The organism is Sphaerisporangium krabiense (genome assembly GCF_014200435.1).
GTDB classification, from domain to species: Bacteria; Actinomycetota; Actinomycetes; order Streptosporangiales; family Streptosporangiaceae; genus Sphaerisporangium; species Sphaerisporangium krabiense.
In genome coordinates this window covers 387,027-408,164 of the sequence record NZ_JACHBR010000001.1, presented here as the reverse complement: position 1 = coordinate 408,164, position 21,138 = coordinate 387,027, and the positions used below count along the sequence as shown (strand labels likewise).

At 74.1% G+C, this 21,138-nt stretch carries 14 protein-coding genes; 6 read left to right on the top strand and 8 right to left on the bottom strand.

Annotated elements, in window-relative coordinates; all coding sequences use genetic code 11:
• The first annotated feature begins 54 nt into the window (after window positions 1–54).
• Genes BJ981_RS01745 through BJ981_RS01730 form a run of 4 tightly spaced genes read left to right on the top strand, consistent with a single transcriptional unit; the run spans window position 55 to window position 4,102 of the window.
• A complete protein-coding gene (locus tag BJ981_RS01745) occupies window positions 55–1,095 on the top strand; it encodes an ABC transporter ATP-binding protein (protein WP_184607991.1) in 1,041 nt (346 codons plus the stop codon).
• Complete coding sequence (locus BJ981_RS01740; protein ID WP_184607990.1) at window positions 1,082–2,143, top strand: ABC transporter ATP-binding protein; 1,062 nt, start codon at window positions 1,082–1,084, stop codon at window positions 2,141–2,143. Before BJ981_RS01745 ends, BJ981_RS01740 begins: the two co-directional genes overlap by 14 nt.
• Window positions 2,140–3,135: an ABC transporter permease gene (locus tag BJ981_RS01735; RefSeq protein ID WP_239139140.1), complete on the top strand. Its 996-nt coding sequence runs from the start codon at window positions 2,140–2,142 to the stop codon at window positions 3,133–3,135. Before BJ981_RS01740 ends, BJ981_RS01735 begins: the two co-directional genes overlap by 4 nt.
• Window positions 3,136–3,139: 4 nt before the next feature.
• The gene (locus BJ981_RS01730) at window positions 3,140–4,102 is read left to right on the top strand and encodes an ABC transporter permease (RefSeq protein WP_239139141.1); all 963 of its coding nucleotides are present in this window, start codon (window positions 3,140–3,142) and stop codon (window positions 4,100–4,102) included.
• Window positions 4,103–4,250: 148 nt separating this feature from the next.
• Here the strand turns inward: BJ981_RS01730 and BJ981_RS01725 are convergent, their stop codons facing one another.
• Window positions 4,251–5,156, bottom strand: coding sequence for an RDD family protein (locus tag BJ981_RS01725; RefSeq protein ID WP_184607989.1), 906 nt, complete (start codon window positions 5,154–5,156; stop codon window positions 4,251–4,253).
• 37 nt (window positions 5,157–5,193) lie between these two features.
• Between BJ981_RS01725 and BJ981_RS01720 the strand changes: the two genes are divergently transcribed.
• Window positions 5,194–6,183, top strand: a complete 990-nt coding sequence (locus tag BJ981_RS01720) for a stage II sporulation protein M (protein WP_184607988.1) — start codon at window positions 5,194–5,196, stop codon at window positions 6,181–6,183.
• Window positions 6,184–6,238: 55 nt separating this feature from the next.
• Here BJ981_RS01720 and BJ981_RS01715 read toward each other — a convergent pair whose 3' ends face one another.
• From BJ981_RS01715 to BJ981_RS01700, 4 genes are all read right to left on the bottom strand, one after another.
• On the bottom strand, window positions 6,239–7,768 hold the full coding sequence (locus BJ981_RS01715; RefSeq protein ID WP_184607987.1) for a discoidin domain-containing protein: 1,530 nt from the start codon (window positions 7,766–7,768) through the stop codon (window positions 6,239–6,241).
• A gap of 143 nt (window positions 7,769–7,911) precedes the next feature.
• On the bottom strand, window positions 7,912–8,388 hold the full coding sequence (locus tag BJ981_RS01710; protein WP_239139142.1) for an NUDIX domain-containing protein: 477 nt from the start codon (window positions 8,386–8,388) through the stop codon (window positions 7,912–7,914).
• A 91-nt stretch (window positions 8,389–8,479) separates the two neighbouring features.
• Window positions 8,480–10,708: a M4 family metallopeptidase gene (locus BJ981_RS01705; RefSeq protein ID WP_184607986.1), complete on the bottom strand. Its 2,229-nt coding sequence runs from the start codon at window positions 10,706–10,708 to the stop codon at window positions 8,480–8,482.
• 220 nt (window positions 10,709–10,928) lie between these two features.
• Entirely contained in the window at window positions 10,929–13,664 is a 2,736-nt protein-coding gene (locus BJ981_RS01700; protein ID WP_184607985.1) for an AfsR/SARP family transcriptional regulator, read from the bottom strand.
• Between the two features lie 71 nt (window positions 13,665–13,735).
• Between BJ981_RS01700 and BJ981_RS01695 the strand changes: the two genes are divergently transcribed.
• The gene (locus BJ981_RS01695; RefSeq protein ID WP_184607984.1) at window positions 13,736–17,377 is read left to right on the top strand and encodes a WD40 repeat domain-containing serine/threonine protein kinase; all 3,642 of its coding nucleotides are present in this window, start codon (window positions 13,736–13,738) and stop codon (window positions 17,375–17,377) included.
• Window positions 17,378–17,425: 48 nt separating this feature from the next.
• On the opposite strand, the gene BJ981_RS01690 is transcribed toward BJ981_RS01695, so the two are convergent.
• The 3 genes from BJ981_RS01690 to BJ981_RS01680 all read right to left on the bottom strand — a co-directional run bounded on the left by BJ981_RS01690 (window position 17,426) and on the right by BJ981_RS01680 (window position 21,131).
• A complete protein-coding gene (locus BJ981_RS01690; protein WP_184607983.1) occupies window positions 17,426–18,787 on the bottom strand; it encodes a DUF58 domain-containing protein in 1,362 nt (453 codons plus the stop codon).
• Window positions 18,787–19,746 (bottom strand): AAA family ATPase, encoded by a 960-nt coding sequence (locus BJ981_RS01685; protein WP_184607982.1) that lies wholly within the window; start codon window positions 19,744–19,746, stop codon window positions 18,787–18,789. The genes BJ981_RS01690 and BJ981_RS01685 overlap by 1 nt, the downstream gene beginning before the upstream one ends.
• A gap of 206 nt (window positions 19,747–19,952) precedes the next feature.
• Window positions 19,953–21,131 (bottom strand): DUF4350 domain-containing protein, encoded by a 1,179-nt coding sequence (locus tag BJ981_RS01680; protein ID WP_260324603.1) that lies wholly within the window; start codon window positions 21,129–21,131, stop codon window positions 19,953–19,955.
• Window positions 21,132–21,138 lie beyond the last annotated feature (7 nt).

The following is a 21,138-nucleotide window of genomic DNA, read 5'->3' as shown; positions in this document are numbered from 1 at the left end:
GCGGCGAGCGGTGAAAGGACCTGTGAGCGACGACCACGGACGAAGGACCGGTGGATGAGCCTTCTAGAGGTGAAAGATCTCACGGTCGGGTTCCCGACCGCGGACGGCCTGGTGCAGGCCGTCCGCGGGCTGTCGTTCAGCGTCGACCCCGGAAGGACGCTGGCGATCGTCGGGGAGTCCGGCAGCGGCAAGACGGTGAGCACGCAGGCGATCCTCGGCCTGCTGCCGGAGGCCGACATCTCGGGCAGCGTGCTGTTCGAGGGCGTGGATCTGCTGGCGCTCGACGAGGAGCGGCTGCGGCGGATCCGCGGCGCCGAGATCAGCGTGATCTTCCAGGATCCGCTGACCAGCCTCCACCCGCTCTACAAGATCGGCTGGCAGATCGGCGAGCTGATCCACGTCCACGACGCGAGCGTCAGCCGCGCCCAGGCCCGCCGCCGCGCGATCGAGCTGCTCGGGCTCGTCGGCATCCCCAAGCCGGAGCGCCGGGTGGACGACTACCCGCACCAGTTCTCCGGCGGCATGCGCCAGCGCGCCATGATCGCGATGGCGCTCGCGCTCAACCCCAAGCTCGTCGTCGCCGACGAGCCCACCACCGCCCTGGACGCGACCGTCCAGGCGCAGATCCTGGAACTGATCAGCCGGCTCCAGCGCGAGTTCGACATCGCCCTGGTGCTGATCACCCACGACCTCGGCGTGGTCGCGGGCGTCGCCGACGAGGTGATGGTCATGTACGCCGGGCTCCCGGTGGAGCGCGCCGACCGCCGCACGCTCTACTACCGGCCGCACCACCCCTACACCAAGGGCCTGCTGGAGTCGATCCCCGGCAGCACGGGCGCCCGCGAGGGCAGGCTCAGGCCGATCCCCGGGCAGCCGCCGAGCATGATCGCGGTCCCGGCCGGGTGCGCGTTCCACCCCCGCTGCCGGTACGCGATGCCGGTCTGCGCGGCCGAGCGGCCGCCCCTCGCCCGGGTCACCGGCGACGGCGACCACGCCTCGGCGTGCTGGCTGCCCCACCAGGCCATCGGCCACGACCAGGAGGCCGAGGCGGCACGGCTGCGCGCGGCGGAGGCGAGTCCCAGTGAACGTCCCTGAACCCACCACCCCGGCGGACGGGCCGGCGAACCTTCTCGAAGTACACGACCTGGTCAAGCACTTCCCGATCAACGAGGGCGCGGTGCTCCGCCGCACCGTGGGCCAGGTGCACGCCGTGGACGGGGTCGGCCTGACACTGGCGCCCGGCGAGACGCTGGGCCTGGTCGGGGAGACCGGCTGCGGCAAGTCGACGCTGGCCCGCTGCGTCGCCGGCCTGCACCCGGTGACGTCCGGCAGGGTCGTCTTCGACGGCAGGGACATCACCAACCTCTCCCGCAAGGAGATGCGGGCGGTCCGCAAGGACATCCAGGTGATCTTCCAGGACCCGTACGGCTCGCTGAACCCGCGCAGACGCGTCGGCTCGATCATCGCCGACCCTCTGGTCATCCACGGCGTCGGCACCCCGCGCGAGCGGCGGCGCGCCGTCGGCGAGCTGATGGAGCGGGTCGGGCTCAACCCCGAGCACTACAACCGCTTCCCCGCCGAGTTCTCCGGAGGGCAGCGCCAGCGCATCGGCGTCGCCCGCGCCCTGGCCCTGCGCCCCCGGCTGATCATCTGCGACGAGCCGGTGTCCGCGCTCGACGTGTCGATCCAGGCGCAGATCCTCAACCTGCTGAAGGACCTGCAGGACGACTTCGGCCTGACCTACCTGTTCATCGCGCACGACCTGTCGGTGGTCCGGCACGTCAGCGACAGGATCGCGGTCATGTACCTCGGCAGGGTCGTGGAGCTGGCCGGGGCCGACGAGCTGTACGAGGCCCCGCGCCACCCGTACGCCGGCGCGCTGCTGTCGGCGACGGCCGTGGCCGACCCCGACATCGCCGACCGCCGCGCCCGCGTCGTGCTCACCGGCGACGTGCCCTCGCCGATCAACCCCCCGGCCGGCTGCCGCTTCCACCCGCGCTGCCCGCGGGCCCAGGAGGTGTGCGCGACCACGCAACCCCCGCTGGAGGGCGGCGCGCACCTCACCGCCTGCCATTTCCCGCTCGAAGGACCCGCCTCCGCGCCCGGCCCCGGCCCGCGCGGCGACGAAGGGGAGGCCCGGTGACGCTCACCGAGATGCGGCCGGATTCGGTGCCGGGCAGGACCATCGCGGGACGCAGCCCGTGGGCGCTGGCCTGGGCCCGTATCCGCACCGACCGGGTCGCGCTGACCTCGGCGATCGTGGTCGTGGTCCTGCTGCTGCTCGCCGCGGCGGCGCCGCTCATCGCGCAGTGGACCGGCCACGCCCCCGACGACCAGTTCCGCGACATCGGCATCACCGACCAGGGCCTGCCCGTGCCGCCGAACGGCACCTTCTGGTTCGGCACCGACCGCCTCGGCCGCGACCTGTTCATCCGCGTCCTGTACGGCGCCCGGGTCTCGCTGGTGGTCGGCGTGCTGTCCACGCTGATGGCGGCGGCGCTCGGCGTCGCGGTGGGCCTGCTCGCCGGGTTCTACGGCGGCGTGGTGGACACGCTGCTGTCGCGGCTCATGGACGTCGTGCTGTCCTTCCCGTACCTGATCTTCGCGATCGCGGTCGTCTCGATCGCCGGGCCGTCGCTGACGGCGACGGTCGGGGTGATCGCCTTCTACTCCTGGGCGGCGATCGCCAGGATCGTCCGGGGACAGACCCTGTCGATCAAGGAGCGGGAGTACATCGAGGCCGCGCGGTCGCTCGGCGCGAGCGACACGCGGATCATGTTCGTCGACATCCTGCCGAACCTGCTGGCCCCGGTGATCGTGCTGGTGACGCTCCTGGTCCCGGCCGCCATCGTCTTCGAGTCCACGCTGTCCTACCTCGGGCTCGGCATCACCCCGCCCACGCCCTCGTGGGGCAACCTGCTCAGCGAGGCGCAGGGCTTCTACCGCGTCGCCTGGTGGTACCTGACCTTCCCCGCGGGCGCCCTGCTGCTCACCACGCTGGCGTTCAACCTGCTCGGGGACGGCATCCGCGACGCGATCGACCCCAGGACCGAGCGGCTGTTCAGCAGGCGCCGCGGCATCGTCCGCAAGAAGGCCGGGCGCCGGGCCGCCCGCGTCACCACCACGGAGGGCTGAGGCCATGTTGCGGCGCTTTCTCATCCGCCGGGTGCTGCTCGGCCTGGTCGTGCTCTGGCTGGTCACGCTCGGCACGTTCTTCATGTTCTTCGTGGCTCCCGGCGACCCGGCGCGCACGCTCGCCGGCCGCCAGGCCACGCCCGACCAGGTCGAGATGATCCGGCGCGACCTCGGCCTCGACCAGCCGATCCTCGTGCAGTACGGCGAGTACATGGGCCGCCTGGTGCGCGGCGACCTCGGCAAGTCGTACTTCAACGGCGAGTCGGTGGGCACGCTGGTCGCGAGCGACCTGCCGCCCACGATGTCGCTGGTGCTCGGCGGCGCCGTCCTGTGGTTCGCTGCGGGCGTCAGCCTCGGCGTGCTGAGCGCCACCCGGGCCAGGTCGCTGCTCGACAGGCTCATGACGTTCCTGGCCCTGGCCGGGGTGTCGATGCCGACATTCGTCATCGGCCTGCTGATGCTCTACCTGCTGTTCTTCCAGCTCACCAAGGCGGGGGCGCCGATCTTCCCGCCCGACTCCTACGTCCCCTTCTCCGAGAACCCGGCCGAGTGGGCCCGCCACCTGATCCTGCCGTGGGTCACGCTCGCCACCGTGCAGGCCGCCACCTACCTGCGGCTGACCCGGGGCTCCATGCTGGACGTGCTCGGCGAGGACTACATCCGCACCGCCCGCGCCAAGGGCGTCCCGGAACCGCGGGTGATCGTCCGGCACGGCCTGCGCTCGGCGCTGACGCCGGTCGTGTCGCAGCTCGGCGTGGACGTCGGCACGCTCATCGGCGGCGTGGTGGTCACCGAGTCGGTCTTCGGCCTCGGCGGCGTGGGGCAGGCCGTCGTGCAGGCGTTCGTCAGCAGCGACCTGCCGGTCATCATGGGGGTCGTGCTGATCACGGCCTCCGCCGTGGTGGTCGCCAACCTGCTCGTGGACCTGGCGTACGCGCTGCTGGACGCGCGGGTGCGGCTCGGCTGAGCGAGTGCGGGTGGGTATGGCCGGCGCGACCTCTCCCTCGCGCGCCGGGCCATACCCGTTCCCACGTAGCGAAACCAATGCCCCAGTGGCTCGCTGCACGTCCCTCTGCCCGTCATTGCCACGTGTATGCGCGGACTTGAGGAAAAATCTACGCGGGGGGCTGGAAACCGCCGGGCGTCGCGGGCGTCCGCGCAGGTGAGGCGGCGAAGACCGGCGGCGGGAAAGGAACGGGATCTCCGGTCGGCGGCGCCGGGAACGCCGCGCCGTGCGGGACGGCGGGCGCGGCGCCGTGGCGGGTGGAGTACCCCTGGATCTGGCGCGCGAGCCGCGCCTCCGTGCGGCGGCGCCGCTCGGCCAGGACCGCGGCGAGGTAGGCCCACGGCGGCACGTTCGGCGGCGGGGGCGGGGAGACGAACGCCGCGAACCGGGCGACGACCCGCGCGCCCATCTCGTGCTGGACCATCGGGGACAGCTCGCCGAACCGCGACAGATACTGGCGCGCCGTGGCCGCCAGCTCCTCCGGGAGCCGGGAGAGCTCCAGCGTCGCCGCCCAGCCGGCCAGCGCCGGCGGCATCTGCGGCGGAGGGGCCTGGCGCGGGCCCCGCTCGGAGATCACGATCGTGCCCGAGAAGACGTCCCCCAGCCGTTTGCCGCGCTCGGAGATCAGCGAGCAGATGAGCGCGGGCGCCCCGAACAGCAGCCAGAACTCGACGAGCCCGGAGAGCCCGCGGAACAGGGCCTGGCGGAACCGCTCCGGCCCGCCGTCGTCGCTGACGACCCGCAGCCCGAGGGCCAGCTTGCCGAGACTGCGGCCCCGGGTGAGCGTCTCGAAGACCACCGGATAGCCCACGACGACCAGCGCGCCGAGCAGGATGCCGAACGCGGTGGCCAGAGCCTCCTCGGCGATGAACGTGACCATGCTCAGCAGCAGGCCGACCCCGAAGACGCCCGCGAACTGCACCACCATGTCGATCATGAGCGCCAGTGCGCGGCTCGGAAGCTGCGCGACCCGGACCTCGACGACGACGGCCTCGCCGGTCACGACATCTGCCACGCCCCCACCCTATCCGCCGGGCCAATAGGCTTTTCGCGTGGACATCGATGCCTTCGTCGCCGCGCACAAGCCCACCTGGGACCGCCTGGAGGCCCTGGTGCGGCACCGGGGCTCGCTGACCGGCCCCGAGGTGGACGAGCTGGTCGACCTCTACCAGCGGGTGGCGACCCATCTGTCCATCGTCAGGTCCGGGTCCGATCCTCTGCTGGTCGGCCGCCTGTCGGCGCTGGTCGCGCGGGCGCGCTCGGCGGTGACCGGAGCGCACACCCCGGCCTGGCGGGAGTTCGCCCGGTTCTTCACCGTGTCCTTCCCGGTGGTGGCCTATCGCGGCCGCTGGTGGTGGCTGGGCACGTCCGCGGCCTTCCTGGCGGTGTCCGCCGTCCTCGCCGTGTGGGTGGCGCGCAACCCCGAGGTGCAGGCCGCCGTGGCCGGGCCCGAGCAGATCCGGCAGCTCGTCGAGCACGACTTCGCCGACTACTACTCCGAGCATCCCGCGGGCGCCTTCGCCGGGCAGGTGTGGATCAACAACGCCTGGGTGTCCATGCAGGTCATCGCCATGTCCGTGCTACTCGGCCTCCCTATTCCGTACATTCTCTGGCAGAACGCCGCGAACGTCGGCGTCTCCGCCGGGCTCATGGCCTCCCGGGACCGGCTCGACGTCTTCTTCGGCCTCATCACCCCGCACGGCCTGCTCGAACTCACCGCCGTCTTCCTCGCCGCGGCCGCCGGGATGCGGCTCGGCTGGAGCGTCATCGACCCCGGGCCGCGCAGGCGGGCCGAGGCGCTGGCCGAGCAGGGGCGGGCCGTGGTGAGCGTGGCGCTCGGCCTGGTCGTGGTGCTGCTGGTGTCGGGCCTGATCGAGGCGCTGGTGACGCCGTCCTCGCTGCCGACCTGGGCGCGCGTCGGCATCGGCGTCGTGGCGGAGGCCGCCTTCCTCGCCTACGTCGTGTACTTCGGGCGTCGCGCCCTGCGCGCGGGGGAGAGCGGCGACCTGGAACGCGCCCCCGACGTCGCGCCGTCCACCTGAACCCGGTGACCTCGACCCGCCCGGCCGCGGCTCTCCCGCGGCCGGGCGGCGCCCGTCAGGGGGTGAGGGGGATGTTGGTCAGGCCCCTGCCTCCGGTGGAGAAGTTGGAGGCGTGGACGACGTTCGGGGCGTTCCTGGACACGCACGCGGGCTGGTTGTTCACGAAGATCGCGTAACCGGTGGCCGTGCCCAGGGTGAAGGTGTTGGAGCGGAAGACGTTGCCGCAGCCGTAGGGGGAGTAGACGGTCTGGACGCGCGCGCCCTCGGTGTAGGGGTTCACGCCGGTGTTGGACTCGACGAGGTAGCCGTCGCCCTTGACGTCCAGCCAGCTGTCTCCGGAGTTGACGTTCTTCTGCCCGGCGCCGTCGAAGCGGTTGCCGCGGATCACGCCGCCGCTCGTGCCCTCCTTGACGTCCACGGCCTCGGCGGTGACGTTCGGGCCGATGGTGTTGTCCAGCACCTGGACGTTGTCGCTGCGGTCGACGCCGTCCGGCCCGCCGAAGCAGGCCCAGTTGCCGTTGGCCGAGCCGATGTACACGCCCTCGCCGTAGCCGGGCTGCACCAGGCCGGTGTCGGTCACGGTGGAGTTCCTGATCACCCCGTCCGCGCTGCCCTTGCGGAAGTGCACGCCCTCGTCCTGGATGTGGTGGACGTACACGCCGTCGATCACCGTGTTCCTGGCGCCGTCCATGACGATGCCCTTCTTGGAGTCGCGCACGGTGAACCCGGTCAGGTTCCAGTGGCTCGCCCCGTTGACGTGCAGCCCGTAGCCGAGGTGCCCGCTCGGGCAGCCGCCGGTCCCGCCGCCGGTCAGGTCGTTCTCGATGATCGCGTCACGTGAGCCGGTGAGCGTGATGCGGCCGCCGGGGGTGCCGGACGCCGTGATCACGAACTCGTCGTGGTACACGCCGTCGGCCATCGCGATCGTGTCGCCGGGCCGGGCGCCGGCCAGGGCGGACTTCAGCTCGGCCGCGGTGGAGACGCGCACCGTGCGGCCCACGACCGTCGGGGTCGGGGTGGGCGTGGGCGTCGGGGTGGGGCTGGGCGTGGGCGTCGGCGTGGCCGGGCCGTACAGCTCCAGCTCGTTGACCGTGAAGCCGCCGGTCCCCGCGTACTTGCTCAGGTAGAGCTGCAGGTAACGGCTGTAGACGTCCACCGCGACCTCGTCGGCGCCGCCGTCGAGGCCGGTGCCGTCCTGGAACGTCGACCAGACCGAGCCGTTGGCCGACTGGCGGAACTTGTAGGAGGTGCCGTACCCGGCGCCCCACTTCACCACGATGCGGGTGACGCGCTGAGCGACTCCGAGATCGACCGTGAGCCAGGCGGGCTTGACGGTCGTCGACTGCCACGCCGTGGTCGCGTCGCAGTCGGTGGCACGGGCGGCCGTGGCGGAGTTGGCGGAGGCGGTGATCGGCTTGCCGCAGGCCAGGTTCACGACGTCCACCGGGGCGGCGGGGGCGGCTTGGGTCCCGGTGGATCGGAGGACCGCCGCGTCGGAGGCATGGATCGCGGCGTTCGTGGCGAGGAGTGCGGTGGCGGCGAGAGCGACGGCCGTGAGGACGGCCGCCCTTCGGTGCGTGGGCATGGTGACGGAGGTCCTTCGAGGAAGGTCCGGCCGCCGGAGCGGCGCCGTCGAACGCTCCGGGACGCGGGCGTGGGGGGTGACCGCGCGGGTTGACCTGAAAAGTAGCCCCTTCCGGGAATTCAGGTCAAGATGGTGAATTCCATTCACATATCTGGACGGCGTCCTGCACCCGGGCCGGTGTGGATCAGGGCGCGGTGCTCCGGCTGGAGCTCGCCCGGGAGGTCGTCGGGGTGGAACCAGCCTCCGTCGAGGATCTCCAGGGCGTTCAGCCGCATCGTGCCGCCGACCGGCTCGGCCTCGAACGCCACCTCCACCCGCAGCTGGAAGCCGCTCTTCAGATGCCTGAGCCGGTGGACCCGCACCTCCAGGCCGGTCTCCTCGCGCACCTCGCGGGCGAAGGTGTCCTCGAAGGTCTCACCCTTGTTCGCGTACCCGCTGGGCAGGCCCCACTGCCGTCCCTCGGGCCAGAACCGGTGCTTGAGCAGCAGCACCCGGCCGTCCCCGTCCCGCACGACCCCGGTCACGCCGACCATGAACTTCGCGTGCCGGACCCACAGCACCCGCCACTGCACCGACCCCGACATGCCACGCCAAGCCCGCGCCAGGAACCTCTTCAGCATGCACCCATCCTGGCCGAACCGGCGCGTCGCGGTGATCGGGCCGGCGGAACCCGTCGTGGGGACGGGGACGGCCGCCTCCTCGGGACGCGCGTCAGACGGTGATCTTCCAGCCGTCCAGGACGCCGGTGTCCTTGCGGTAGTCGTCGGATACCTCCAAGGTCCAGGTGCCGGCCGCCTGCTGGGTGACCGGGACCAGGTACGCGCGGGTGCCGAACGGCGCACAGGCGGCGGTGCCGCTGGTGACGATCGTGTAGGGAGGACCGTCAGGGCCGCGCAGGCGGATCGCCAGGTCCGAGGCGCAGGGATGGGCGATGGTGACGATCACCTGGACCTGCGAGAGGGCGTTTCCGGTGGCGGTCGAGGTGAGCGGGCTGGAGATCGTCGCGTTGTCGGGGATCGGGTAGTCGGTGTCGTTGCGGAACGTCCGCTCTCCTAAGGTGCTCGACACCACCACGGCGTAGGCCACGGTGTGGGTGGCGGCGGGCCCCGTACCCTTGATCGCCACGAGGTAGTTGCCATCGGGCGTGGCGGCGGAGGCGGCGATGGTCAGCGACGCGGAGTCGCCCGAGGTCACGGACGCGGGGGTGAACGTCGCGGTCATGCCGCTCGGCAGGCCGGAGGCGGTCAGGGCGACCGCCTGCGGCGGGGCCGTGACGGTCTGCGTGGCGATGGTGAGGCTGACCGAGCCGCCCGGGTAGACGTACCCGGAGGCCGGGAGCGGCGCCAGCGAGAAGTCCGGCGGTACGTAGGTGCACTGCGGCTCGCCGGACTGGGGCGGGACGCCGATCCCGGCCCACGCGTTCCGGGTGGCGACGCATTCGGGGCTGCCGGCGCCGTAGAGCTGGACGGCCGCGACCATGGAGACCCGGCGGACGTCGTAGTAGCGCCAGGTGGAGGTCTTCCGCTGCAGCGCCCCCATGAAGATCTTGCCGGCCTTCTGGATGCCGATACCCGTCAGCTTGGGGGGTGCGCCGGAACAGAGGGGGCTGGAGGGCTTGCCCCCGCCCGGGGCGGAGCCTTCGGCGAGCAGGTAGAACCAGTGGCTCAGCGGACCGCCGGCCTCGTGCACCTTGGTCCAGTCGATCGAGGAGGAGTAGCAGCTGTAGTGGCCCGTCAGCGAAGGGTTGTACATGTACTCCAGCGGGCCGCCCCCATCAATGTCGAGTTCCCCCACCACGTAGTCCGGCGGGTCGGTGGCATTCGCGGCGTAGTGCTCGGTCAGGGCTCCGAAGATGTCGCCGGTGCCCTCGTTGAGGGCGGGGACCTCCAGGCTCGTGCCGGTGTTCCCGGGGGTGAAGTGGAAGACCGCGTGGCCGTACTCGTGCGCCACCACGTCCATCGCGGTGAGCTGGCGTTGCCTGGTCGAGTTGTGGCCGAAGCTGGCATAGGTGCCGTTCCAGTAGGCGTTCATGTCGTTCAGCCCGACCCGTGCGGGGATGCCGTGGCCCGCGCCGTCGAAGCCGTTGAAGCCGAGCCAGTTGCGCAGCATGTCGTACATGCGCTGCACTCCGTACAGCACGTCCACGCAGGCGGTCTCCAGGTTGGTGCCGAGGCCGTTGCCCCAGTCGTCGTCGGGCCCTGCGTAGGGGGCGCCGTCCTGGCCGCCGCACTGCACGCCGGGGCGGAGGGGGTCGAGCATCCGGTACGTGGCGCCGGAGCCGGACGTCTCGATGGTGACCTGGCCGTTGTAGTAGCCGGTGCCGGTGCCGGCGTGGACCTCGTCCTGGGAGCCGGCGATCTCGCCGGTGCGGGCGTCCACGTACACGTGCTGGATGCTGGGCTTGCCGGCGGCGATGCCCGCCACCGTCGCCTCCCAGGCCAATAGCGCCCCGGAACCGGGGTTGAACACGACCAGGCGCGGGGACCTGGTGTCGTCCACGCGGTCCAGGCGTGTCCTGGCGGTGGCCAGGGCCTTGGCCGCGGGCACGGTGGCCGTGGTGGGCACGCCGGTGGTGGGCCCGGAGGCCGCGATGGTCTCCCGGACGCGTCCGGCCGAGTCCACGACCACGACCGCGTCGCCGCCGACCACGGGCAGGCCCTTGTAGGTGCGCTCGTAGGCGGCGAAGTAGAGGCCGCCCGCGCCGGGCGTGATCCTGGCGCGGTGCCAGACCTCGTCCACGCCCGTGCGCAGCTGGTCCAGCCGGGCGGCGGCGGCCTGGTCCGCCGCCCGGGTGGCCAGGCCGAGGGGGTCGGCGGGTAGGGCCCGTGCGGCGGGTCCGGGTGGTGGCTTCGCCGCGGCGGACGTGGCCGAGGTCACCGATGTCAGTGATGTCACGACGGCCAGGCCGACGGCCGCCGCGAACAAGGCTCTGCGCCTCATGCGCGTTCCTTTCCGTACCGCCCGCCGCCGGGCACACGGGCGGCGGTCACGCCGCGGAGGAACGTCGCGGCCGACGGCGTGCGGAGGATCGTGGGGGGTGACGAGACAGCGCTTGCCCGTGACGCTAGGTGCCGGGCCGGGTTCTGAATATCCGTAGCGACATCCGTACCTGTACCGGAAATCGGCCGCGAAGCAGGCAGAACGGCCCGCGCGTGGCCCGTCAGGAGCGGGACGGGTCCAGGATCCGCAGCGCCCGGGCGCGGGCGGCCGGGTCGGGGCCGGTCTCCAGGGCGGCCAGGGCCTCCGAGGCGAGGTCGCGGGCCTGCTCCCCGGCGCCCTCGGCGAGGAGGACCTCCGCGAGGGCGATGAGGGCCCGGGTGTTGAGGAGGCGGTCGCCGAGCCGTACGGCGATGCTCCTCGCCCGCTGGGCGTGGGCCCGCGCCTCGTCGGGCGACCCTTGGGCCAGGCGCGCCGCGGTCAGGTCGAGCAGCGCGTCGGCGTGCCGGTGCCGGTCGCCGGTCGAGGACAGCAGGGACACCGCGCGCACGAGGTGCGCCGCCGCCTCGTCCAGGCGTCCCGTACGCCCGAGGACGGCGCCGAGGGCCCGCCGGGTCTCGGCCTCTTCCTGCGGGTCGTGGAGCGCGGCGCCCTGGGGAGCGGGGCCGGCGGGGGCCGGGGAGACCTCGGAGGTGTAGGCGGCCAGGCAGGTCAGGAGGTTGCGTTCGGCGTCCTCGGGCCGGTCGAGTTCGAGCAGGACCTGGCCGAGACGGCGGCGGGTGTGGACGGCGTTCTTGGCGTCGCCCACGCGCAGGAACATGCCGAGCGCGAGCCGCAGCCGCTCGGCCGCCGGATCCCACCGCTGCTCCGCCCGGTGCAGGTCGCCCAGGTCGCGCAGCAGGAGCGCCTCGGCGCGCACCTCCGCCGTCTGCCGCGCCGCGCTCAGCCCTGACTCGCAGGCGAGCCGCCAGGAGTCCAGGAACCGGTACCGCTCCAGGAACGGCGTGAGCAGGTGGGCGAGCCGCCAGGCGTGCTCCCACAGCCCGGCCTTGTGCAGCTCCGCCACGAGCGCGGTCAGGAACACCCGCTCGGCGAGCAGCCAGTTCACCGACTGCTTGATGTCGGTCGTGGCGTGCCGCGCGCCCGCGCCGTCCCCCGACAGCAGGGGGAAGCGCGAGGCGCGGACCATCGTCGTGACGACGCTCATCAACCCCGTGAGCGTCTGCCGCACGGCGTCCTGGCCGCCGCCCTCGGCGACCAGCCGCTCCCGCGCGTACAGGCGGGTGAGGTCGTGCAGCCGGTAGCGCACCTGACCGGCGACGTCCACGGCGTGCGTCTCCATCAGCCCCGCGTCGACCAGGGCCTCGGCCTCGTCGCCGAAGAGCTCGGTGACCCAGTGCGCGAAGTCCGGCGACGGCAGCGCGCCGAGCGCGCGCAGCATGCGCCGGGCCTTGTCCGGCAGCCCTTCGTACCCCACCGCGTACACGCCGCGGACGGTCTGGTCGCCGGAGTGGAGCTGGTCCAGCCTGCGGTGCTCGTCGTCGAGGAGCCCGGCCAGGTGGCCGACCGTCCACGCCGGGCGCGCCGCCAGCCGCGAGCCCGCGATGCGGAGCGCGATCGGCAGGCCGCCGCAGACCTGCCCGAGCCTGCGCGTCGCCGTCGCCTCCTCGCCCGCCCGGCGCGGCCCGATCAGCCCCGCGAGCAGGTCCTGCGCCTCGCGGTCGTCCAGGACGTCCACGGTCAGGCGCACCGCGTCGACGAGCCCGCCGAGCGGCGAGCGGCTGGTCACGACGGTCGGGCACGCGGCCAGCAGGGGGCGCACCTGGCCCTCGTCGACGGCGTTGTCCAGCACCAGCAGCAGCCGCCGGTTCGCGGTGTAGGTGCGAAACAGCCACTCCCGCCGTTCCAGGGTGGCGGGCATGGCCTGGGCCGGGCAGCCCAGCCACCGCAGCAGGTCCTCGAGCACCGTGGCGGGATGGACGGGCCGGCCGTGGTCGCCGCGCAGGTCGGCGTAGAACACTCCATCGGGGAACCGGGGGCGCGCGCGCCAGGCGGCGTGGACGGCGAGCGCCGACTTGCCCACCCCGGCCTGCCCGTGGACGACGACCCGCGCGGGGCCGGTGGTGAGGCGGTCCAGGTGTTCGAGCAGGTCCTCGCGGCCGGTGAAGCCGGTGACGTCGTGGGGGAGCAGCACGGGCGGCCCCGCGGCGACGTGCAGGGAGACGTCGTCGTGCAGCATGCGGTGGTAGAGGAGCTGCAGCTCCGGGTCGGGTTCGATGGCGTGCCCCTCGTCGAGGGCGTCGCGCAGCCGTCCGTACGCCTCCAGCGCCTCCGCGCGGCGCCCGCCCCGGTACAGGGCGAGCATGTACTGGCCGTGGAAGCGCTGCCACAGCGGATGCTCCCGAGTGAGCCTGCGCAGGTCGGCGATGAGGCCCCGATGCAGCCCGGCCGCCAGGTCGAGATCGACGCGCCGCTCGACGGCCAGCAGGCGCAGCTCCTCCAACTCCTCGCGCAGCGCGGCGGTCTCCACCCACCGGTGCCCGTCGGGGTCGACGTCCTCCAGGGCCCGCCCCTGCCACAGGCCGAGCGCCTCGCCCAGCAGCGCGCGGGCGCGTTCCTCCCGCGCGGCGGCCGCGTCCAGGCCCTCCTCGACCAGGCGCCGGAACCGGTGCGCGTCGATCCGGTCGTCCTCGACGGCCAGCGTGTAGGTGCCCGACACGGTCGTGATGACGTCGGTGCCGAGCAGGCGGCGCAGCGCGCCCACGTAGCCGCGGACCAGCGACTCCGACCGCTCCCCGTCCTCGCGCGGCCACAGCAGCCGCCGCAGGCGGGCGACGGTCAGCGGACGGCGCGGGTTCAGCAGGAAGACGACGAGAAGATCGCGGTGCTTGGGGGCCGTCGGAGTACGGTCGTGCTCGCCGTCACGCGCCCGTAACGCACCCATGATCTGGAATTCCATGACAGGCTCATGCTGGCGTGCGTCAGAGGTCCCGACAACCGGAAATGCCGATATCACCGCGGAGGTTCTCGATGCCCCTCACGCCGCTCACCCCCTCCGACCCCCAGCGGCTCGGCGGCTACTGGCTGGCGGGACGGCTCGGCGCCGGCGGCCAGGGGGTCGTGTACGAGGCGTACGGCGAGGGCGGCGAGCGCGTGGCCGTCAAGGTGCCCCGGCTGGACGACCCCGCCTCGCGGGCCAGGCTCGCCAAGGAGGCGGCGGCGGCGCGGCGGGTGGCGTCCTTCTGCACCGCCCGCGTGATCGAGGCCAGGACCGACGTGCCCGAGGCGTTCATCGTCAGCGAGTACGTCCCCGGGCCGAACCTGCGCCAGGTGATCGAGGAGTCCGGCCGCTACGAGGGAGACCTGCTGCTCAGGCTCGCCATCGGCGTCGCCACCGCGCTGGCGGCCGTGCACGAGGTCGGCATCGTCCACCGCGACCTCAAGCCCGGCAACATCATCCTCGGCCCCGACGGGCCCCGCGTCATCGACTTCGGCGTGGCCAGGCGGCTGGAGGTCCCGGCCACCACGACCGGGCCGATGATGGGCACGCCGAACTACATGGCCCCCGAGCTGTTCGCGGGACGGCCCGCCTCGCCCGCCGCCGACGTCTGGGCGTGGGGGCTGACCGTGATGTTCGCGGCCACCGGGCACGACCTGATCCCCGACCGCGAGCCGCTCGCGGTCGTGACGCGGGTGCTCGCACTGCGCCCCGACGTCGGCGGCCTGGCCGAGCCGCTCGCCGGCCTGGTCGCCCGCGCCCTCGCGCAGGACCCGGCGGACCGGCCCTCCGCGCGCGACCTCCTCCTCGGCCTGCTGGGCGGGCTGAAGGGGCCGGGGCGGGACCCGGCGGACGGCGATCCGCTGGCGTACGGCGGCAGCGCCGCGGCCGGCGTGCGCCCGCCGGAGGCCGCGCCCGCCCCGGAGCCGGACCTCGGGACGATCGCCGAGGAGCTGTACCGGGAACTGTCCGAGAGCGAGCGCGCCGTCGCGCCCGAGGTGTTCCTGCGCATGATCGGCGTGGCCGAGGACGGCGCGGAGACCGTCAGGCACGTGCCCCGCGAGGAACTCCCCGGCGAGGGCCCGGTGGCCTCGCTGCTGACGGTGTACGGCGCGGCGGGCCTGGTCGTCGACACCGGCACGGCGTTCACCCTGGCCCACCCCGCGCTCGTCCAGGCGTGGCCCCGATTACGCGAGTGGATGGGCGAGGACCGCGCGGGCCTGGCCGTCAACCGGCGGCTCACCGAGGCCGCGCGCGTCTGGGACCGCGACGGGCGCAGGCCGGGCGACCTGCTGCACGGCTCCGGGCTCGACCGCGCCCTGCGCTGGGCCGCGGCCGAACGGCGCAACATCGTGCTCCTTCCGCTGGAGCGCGATTTCCTGGACGCGGCCACCACGCTCGCCCGGCGCACCTCGCGCCGCCGCGGCCTGCTCGCCGCGGCCCTCGGCGTCCTGCTGGTGCTCGCCGTCGCGGGAGGGGGGCTGGCCGTCCAGCAGAGCCGGGCCGTCGCACGCGAACGCGACGCCGCCGCCGCCCGCGCGCTCACCCTGCGCGCCGCCGACCTGCGCCGGAGCGACCCGCGGCTGGCGATGCGCATGAGCGTGGCCGCCTGGCGCCTGGCCCCCTCTCTGCCGCAGTCCCGCGGCGCCCTCTACGACTCACTGTCCCAGTTCGCCACCGACTCCTTCACCGACCCCGACGTCACCGCCTCCACCGCGTACGCCCTCGGCGTTTCGGGCCGCACCCTCGCCGCCGTCCACTCCGGCGAGGTCACCATCTGGGATGTGCGGGGCCACCGCCAGATCCGCCGGTTCCGGGGGGTCGCGCCGGAGGCGACGAACGCGGCGTTGTCGCCGGACGGCAGGATCCTCGCCGTCCAGGACCGGCAGGGAGTACGGCTGTGGGACGTGACCACGGGCAGCCCGGCGGGCGGGGTCTTCGGTCCCGGCGCGCCGCCCACCGCCTACGAACAACTGAGGTTCGACGCCGGCGGGCGCCGGCTCGCCGTGCCCGCGGCCGACGGCCTGGGCCGGGGCCGGTGGTGGGACGTCGCCACGCGGCGGAAGATCACGGTCAGGTCCGGCGCTCAGGTGGACGCCGTCAGCCCCGACGGGTCCCTTGGGGTGGTGCATTCCACGGGGTCGGGACGGGCCGAGCTGTGGGACCTGCGATCCGGCCGCCGCGTCCCGGCGGACTGGATGCCGCAGAAGCGCGCCGTGGGGAGCGTCCGCTTCAGCGAGGACGGCAGGGCGCTGGCGGTCACCCACGAGGTCAGCGGGTCGGAGGGGGCGGGCGTGAGCCTGGCGCTGAAACGCATGCCGTCCGGCACGCCGCTCACCGGAGACGGCACGGGGCCGGTCGGGGAGTCGGTCACCTTCTTCCATCACGACCGGTTCGTCGCCGCGACGACGGCCTCGGGACTGCGCGTGCTGAGCGTCGAGGACGGTCGCATGGCCATCGAGCGTGATCTCGGCGGCGCCATCAAGAAGCTCCGGTACGACGAGGCCGACCGTTCCCTGCGTGTCCTGCTCTCGGAGACGGGCACGGTGACCACGCTGGACGTCGCGGACCTGTTCGACAGACCCCTGCTGCCGGGTATTCCCGACGCCCAGTCCCTCCTCGCGCCGGGCGGCCGTGTGCTCGCGCTGTACGGGGCCGGAGCGGTGCGGCTGTGGGACGTACGCCGGAGGCGGTGGATCGCCGGTCCGGTGACCCTCGAGAGCGGAGCCGGAGAGAAGCCCGTCCTGGCGTTCAGCACCGACGGCGGCAGGTTGGCCATCGGGGAGGCGCCTCCCCTCGGCCGTTCCGGCATCGAGCGCGTCGGCCTGCCCCGCGTGACGATCGTCGAGGTGTCCGGGGGGAACGTGACCTCCGCGTTCGAGGTCTCCGGCGCCGACGGCGCCGCCGTCCGAGCCATGGCCTTCAGCCCGGACGGCGCCGTCCTCGCCGTCGCCCTCGACGCCGCCGGCCCCTTCACGCCTCCTCCTCCGCTGACGCTGCGCGACCTGCGCACCGGGACCTTCCGGGTCGCGCGGGGCGTCGTCGGGTCCGCGCCCATGACGTACCGTCCGGACGGAGGGCTGCTCGTGGCCGGCGTCGACCGAGAGTTCACGCTCGTGGATCCGCGCACGCTCGTGCCGGTCCGGCGTCCGGGCGGGTCGGGGAGCATCGCCACAGGGGAGTACTCGTTCAGCCCTGACGGGCGGCAGGTGGCCGTCGGGAACCTGGGACGGCTCTCGATCTGGGACGCCGGCTTCCGGCGGACGCTGGGCCGCCCCTTTCCCAAGCTGGACAGCGTCATCTCGCCGATCTGGTCGCCCGACGGGCGCACCATCGCCTCGTACGGCGACGGCAACGGCATCAGGCTGTGGGACACGCGGACGCGGCAGCCACTCGGCCTCGTCTTCGACGGGCGCACGTCGCTCGGCGCCGGCTCGATGGGAGACGAGCCCGACGCGCCCACCTTGTTCGTGGTGCCGGAGATGACCATCGCCTTCGGCGCCGACGGCCGTACCCTGCTCAGCGCGACCCCGGAGGGCGTGCTCAGGACGCACGACCTCGACGGTGACCGCGTGGCGGCGCGGATCTGCGCGCGTGCGCAGGGCCGGCCCGACCCCGAGGCCTGGCGAAGAGACGTCCCGGAGATCGACTACGCCGACGTCTGCCCCGCCTGACCACCACGCGGCCACCGGGGCCGGAGGCGGGCCCGGACGCCGCCGGGGTCACAGACGACCGGCGGCCTTGAGGGCGAGGTAGGCGTCGGCGAGGGCCGGGGCGAGGGTGTCGGGGGTGGCGTCCACGACCTCGCAGCCGTGGCGGCGCAGGCGGGCCGTGAGGCGGGCGCGCTCGCCGCGCAGGTGCTCGGCCGCCGCCGCGTCGTAGACCAGCTCGGGCGTGCCGCGGCCCGCGGCCATCTCCGCCACCCGCGGGTCGGCCACGGCGGCGACCAGCACGAGGTGGCGCGCGGCGAGCCGCGGCAGGACCGGCAGCAGGCCCTGCTCCATGGCGGCGGGGTTGAGGTCGGTCATCAGCACGACCAGGCAGCGCCGCCCGGCCCTCGCCATGATCGTCGCGACCATGCGCTCGGAGTCGGCCTCGACCAGCTCGGGTTCGAGCGGGGCCATCACGTTGACCAGCGCCGACAGCGAGCCGGTCCGCGAGGCGCCCGAGGTCCAGGCGCGGGCGGCCCGGTCGTGGGCGAGGAAGTCGACGCGGTCGCCCGCGCGGGCGGCGAGCGCGGCCAGCAGCAGGGCGGCGTCCATCGACCAGTCCAGCCGCGGCCACCCGGCGGCGCCGCGCCCGGCGCCGTGGGCGGGGGTGGCGGGTGGGGTGGGGGTGGCCAGGGGAGAGACGCCGACGCGGCCGGCGGAGGTGCGGCCGGTGTCCAGCACGATCAGGACGCGCCGGTCCCGCTCCGGACGCCAGGTCCGCACGACGACGTCCGACCGCCGCGCCGTGGCCCGCCAGTCGATCGACCGCACGTCGTCCCCGACCACGTACTCGCGCAGGGAGTCGAACTCGGTGCCCTGCCCGCGCACCAGCGCCGGGTGCGTCCCTTCCAGCTCGCGCAGCTTCGCCAGCTTGGCGGGCAGATGCTTGCGGCTGAGGAACGGCGGCAGCACGCGCACCTTCCAGGGCACCACGTGGGAGCCCTGGCGCGCGGCCAGGCCGAGCGGGCCGAGCGAGCGCACGGTCACCTTGACGGCCTCGCGGTCGCCGCGCCGCGACGGGGTGAGCGTCGTGACCAGGCGGCGGCGCTCGCCCGCCGGGACGTCCACGCGCAGGTGGCGGGGGTGCGCGCCCGCGGACGGCGGCCAGGCGTCCCGCAGCGTGCCCCGCACGCGGCGGCGTCCGGGGTTCTCCACGACCAGTTCGACGGCCACGGACTCGCCGAGGCGCACGAGCCGCTCCCCGCCGCGCCGGAAGCGCAGCGGGCGCACGCCGCCCGCGAACAGCAGGTCCACCACGACCAGCGCGGCGAGCAGCAGCAGGAGGCCGAGCACCGTGTACTCCGGCCGCGGCGCGAAGTACACGGCGATCGCGCCGAGCGCGGCGATCAGCCCGGCGCGGCCGGTCAGCGCCATCAGCGGGGTACCGGGACCGAGGCCAGGACGCCGTCCAGCAGGCCGTCGGAGGTGGCCCCCTCCAGCTCGGCCTCGGGACGGAGCTGCACGCGGTGCCGCAGCGCCGGCTTGGCGAGCGCCTTGACGTCGTCGGGGGTGACGTAGTCGCGCCCCGACAGCCAGGCCCAGGCGCGGGCCGCCGCGAGCAGGGCGGTCGCGCCGCGCGGGGAGACCCCGAGCTGCAGCGAGGGCGACATGCGGGTCGCCCGGGCCAGGTCGACGACGTAGGCGAGCACCTCGGGCGCGACGTGCAGCTTGGCGACCCGCGCACGGCCCGCCGCCAGGTCCGCGCCGGAGGCGACCTGCCTGATGTGCGAGAGGTCCTTGGGGTCGAAGCCGAGCGCGTGGCGTTCCAGCACCGCGATCTCCTGGTCGCGCGGCGGCAGCGGGACCGTCAGCTTGAGCAGGAACCGGTCGAGCTGGGCCTCGGGAAGCTGGTAGGTGCCCTCGTACTCGATCGGGTTCTGCGTGGCGATCACCACGAACGGGTCGGGCAGCTTGACGGGCGAGCCGTCCACGCTGACCTGGCGTTCCTCCATGGCCTCCAGCAGCGCGGCCTGCGTCTTCGGAGGGGTGCGGTTGATCTCGTCGGCCAGCAGCAGGTTGGCGAAGATCGGGCCCGCGCGGAAGGCGAACTCGGCCGTCTTGGCGTCGTACACCAGCGACCCGGTGACGTCGCCGGGCATCAGGTCGGGCGTGAACTGCACGCGCTTGAAGTCCAGGGCCAGGGTGGCGGCGAGCGTGCGCACGAGCAGGGTCTTGGCCACGCCCGGCACGCCTTCCAGCAGCACGTGCCCCCGGCACAGCAGGGCGATGACCAGGCCGGTCACCACGGCGTCCTGCCCGACGACGGCCTTGGCGACCTCGGCGCGCAGCGCTCCGAGCGCGTCCCTCGCCGGGTCGCCGTCGCCGGGTCCCACGGGCGGGGCGCCGTGCGGCCGGACGGGCGCGGGCGGCTGCGCGGGCGCCTGGAGGTGCGGCTGGACGGCGGACGGTGGCGGGGCCGGGGCGGACGGCGCAGGCGCGGGAGGCCCACCGGGACCCTCCGGGGGCCGCTGCCCCGGCGAGACGGGCGTGGGGGGCCGGTCGGGCGAAGCGCTGGGTGGGCCTCCGGGCGGAGGTGTGGTCACGACTCTCGTACCTGCCTTTCCAAGGTGTCGAGGTGGCCCGCCAGGGCGACCAGCGCGGCGTCGTCGGCCGGCGCCGGCCCGTACATGACCGAACGGACCCAGACCGCGTCCTGCCCCGACTTCAGGGCGGTCGCGGCGACGATCTCATCCGGGGTGGCGTCCCCGGTCAGCCCCAGCCTCGGCGTCAGGCGCGCCGCGCAGGCCGCCCGCAGCGTGGCGGCGGCGCGGTCGCGCGCGCGGCGGGCCCGGTACAGCCGGCCCCGCCCCTCCACGGTCTCGGCGGCGCGCACCACCACGGGCAGCCGCTCGACCACCACCGGCCCGAGCCTGCGGCCCCGCCACAGCGCCACGACCAGCACCGCGACGAGGAGCTGGACCAGCGCCCAGACCACCCCGGCGGGGATCAGGTCGCCGGGAGAGACGTCCCCGGAGCCGGGGGCGGACGCGGGCCTGCCGCCGGGGACCAGCCAGATCAGCACCGGCTTGGCCCCCGCCAGGTTGACCGCGAGCGCGGCGTTGCCGTCCTCGGCGAGCCGCTGGTTGGTCATGAACGCGCCGTCGCCGACCACGGTCACCGTCGGAGCCCCGGTGCCGAACACGCGCACCAGGCTCGCCCCGTCCTCGCCGGGGTAGCAGCCGACGGCGCCCTCGGGCGGGGTGCGGAACGTCGCGCCGCCCATGTGGGCGCTGCCCGCGCGGACGGCGGCGGGCAGCTCGCAGCCCGGTTCCCGCGAACGGAGCGACGCCTCGCCGGCGGCCTCCAGGCCCGGGGCCAGGGTGACCAGCGCCGGGTCGGCCCCGACGACCAGGCGGTCGGCGCGCGTCCTGGCGAGCCGCCGGTGCTCGTCGGAGGTGAGCCACCAGGTGCCGGAGATCAGGATCTGGCTCTCCGTCCCGTCGAGGCGCTCGACCTCCTCGACGGTGGAGACCCGCTCGACGCGGACGCCCTGGCCGGCCAGGAGCCGGGCGAGCGCCTTGCCGCCCGAGAGCGTGGTGTCGGTGGGGTCGAGCCGCCCGCTCTCGCCGGAGCCGCCCACGACCAGCGCGGTCACCACGGCGACGGCGATCACGATCACGCCGAGCGCCACCGCGCCCCGCGCGCCGCGCCACAGGCCCCGCGCCGTGGGGGACACCGCGGCGGAGCCGCTCTGGGGCGCTGCGGCGGAGCCGCTCATGGATGCT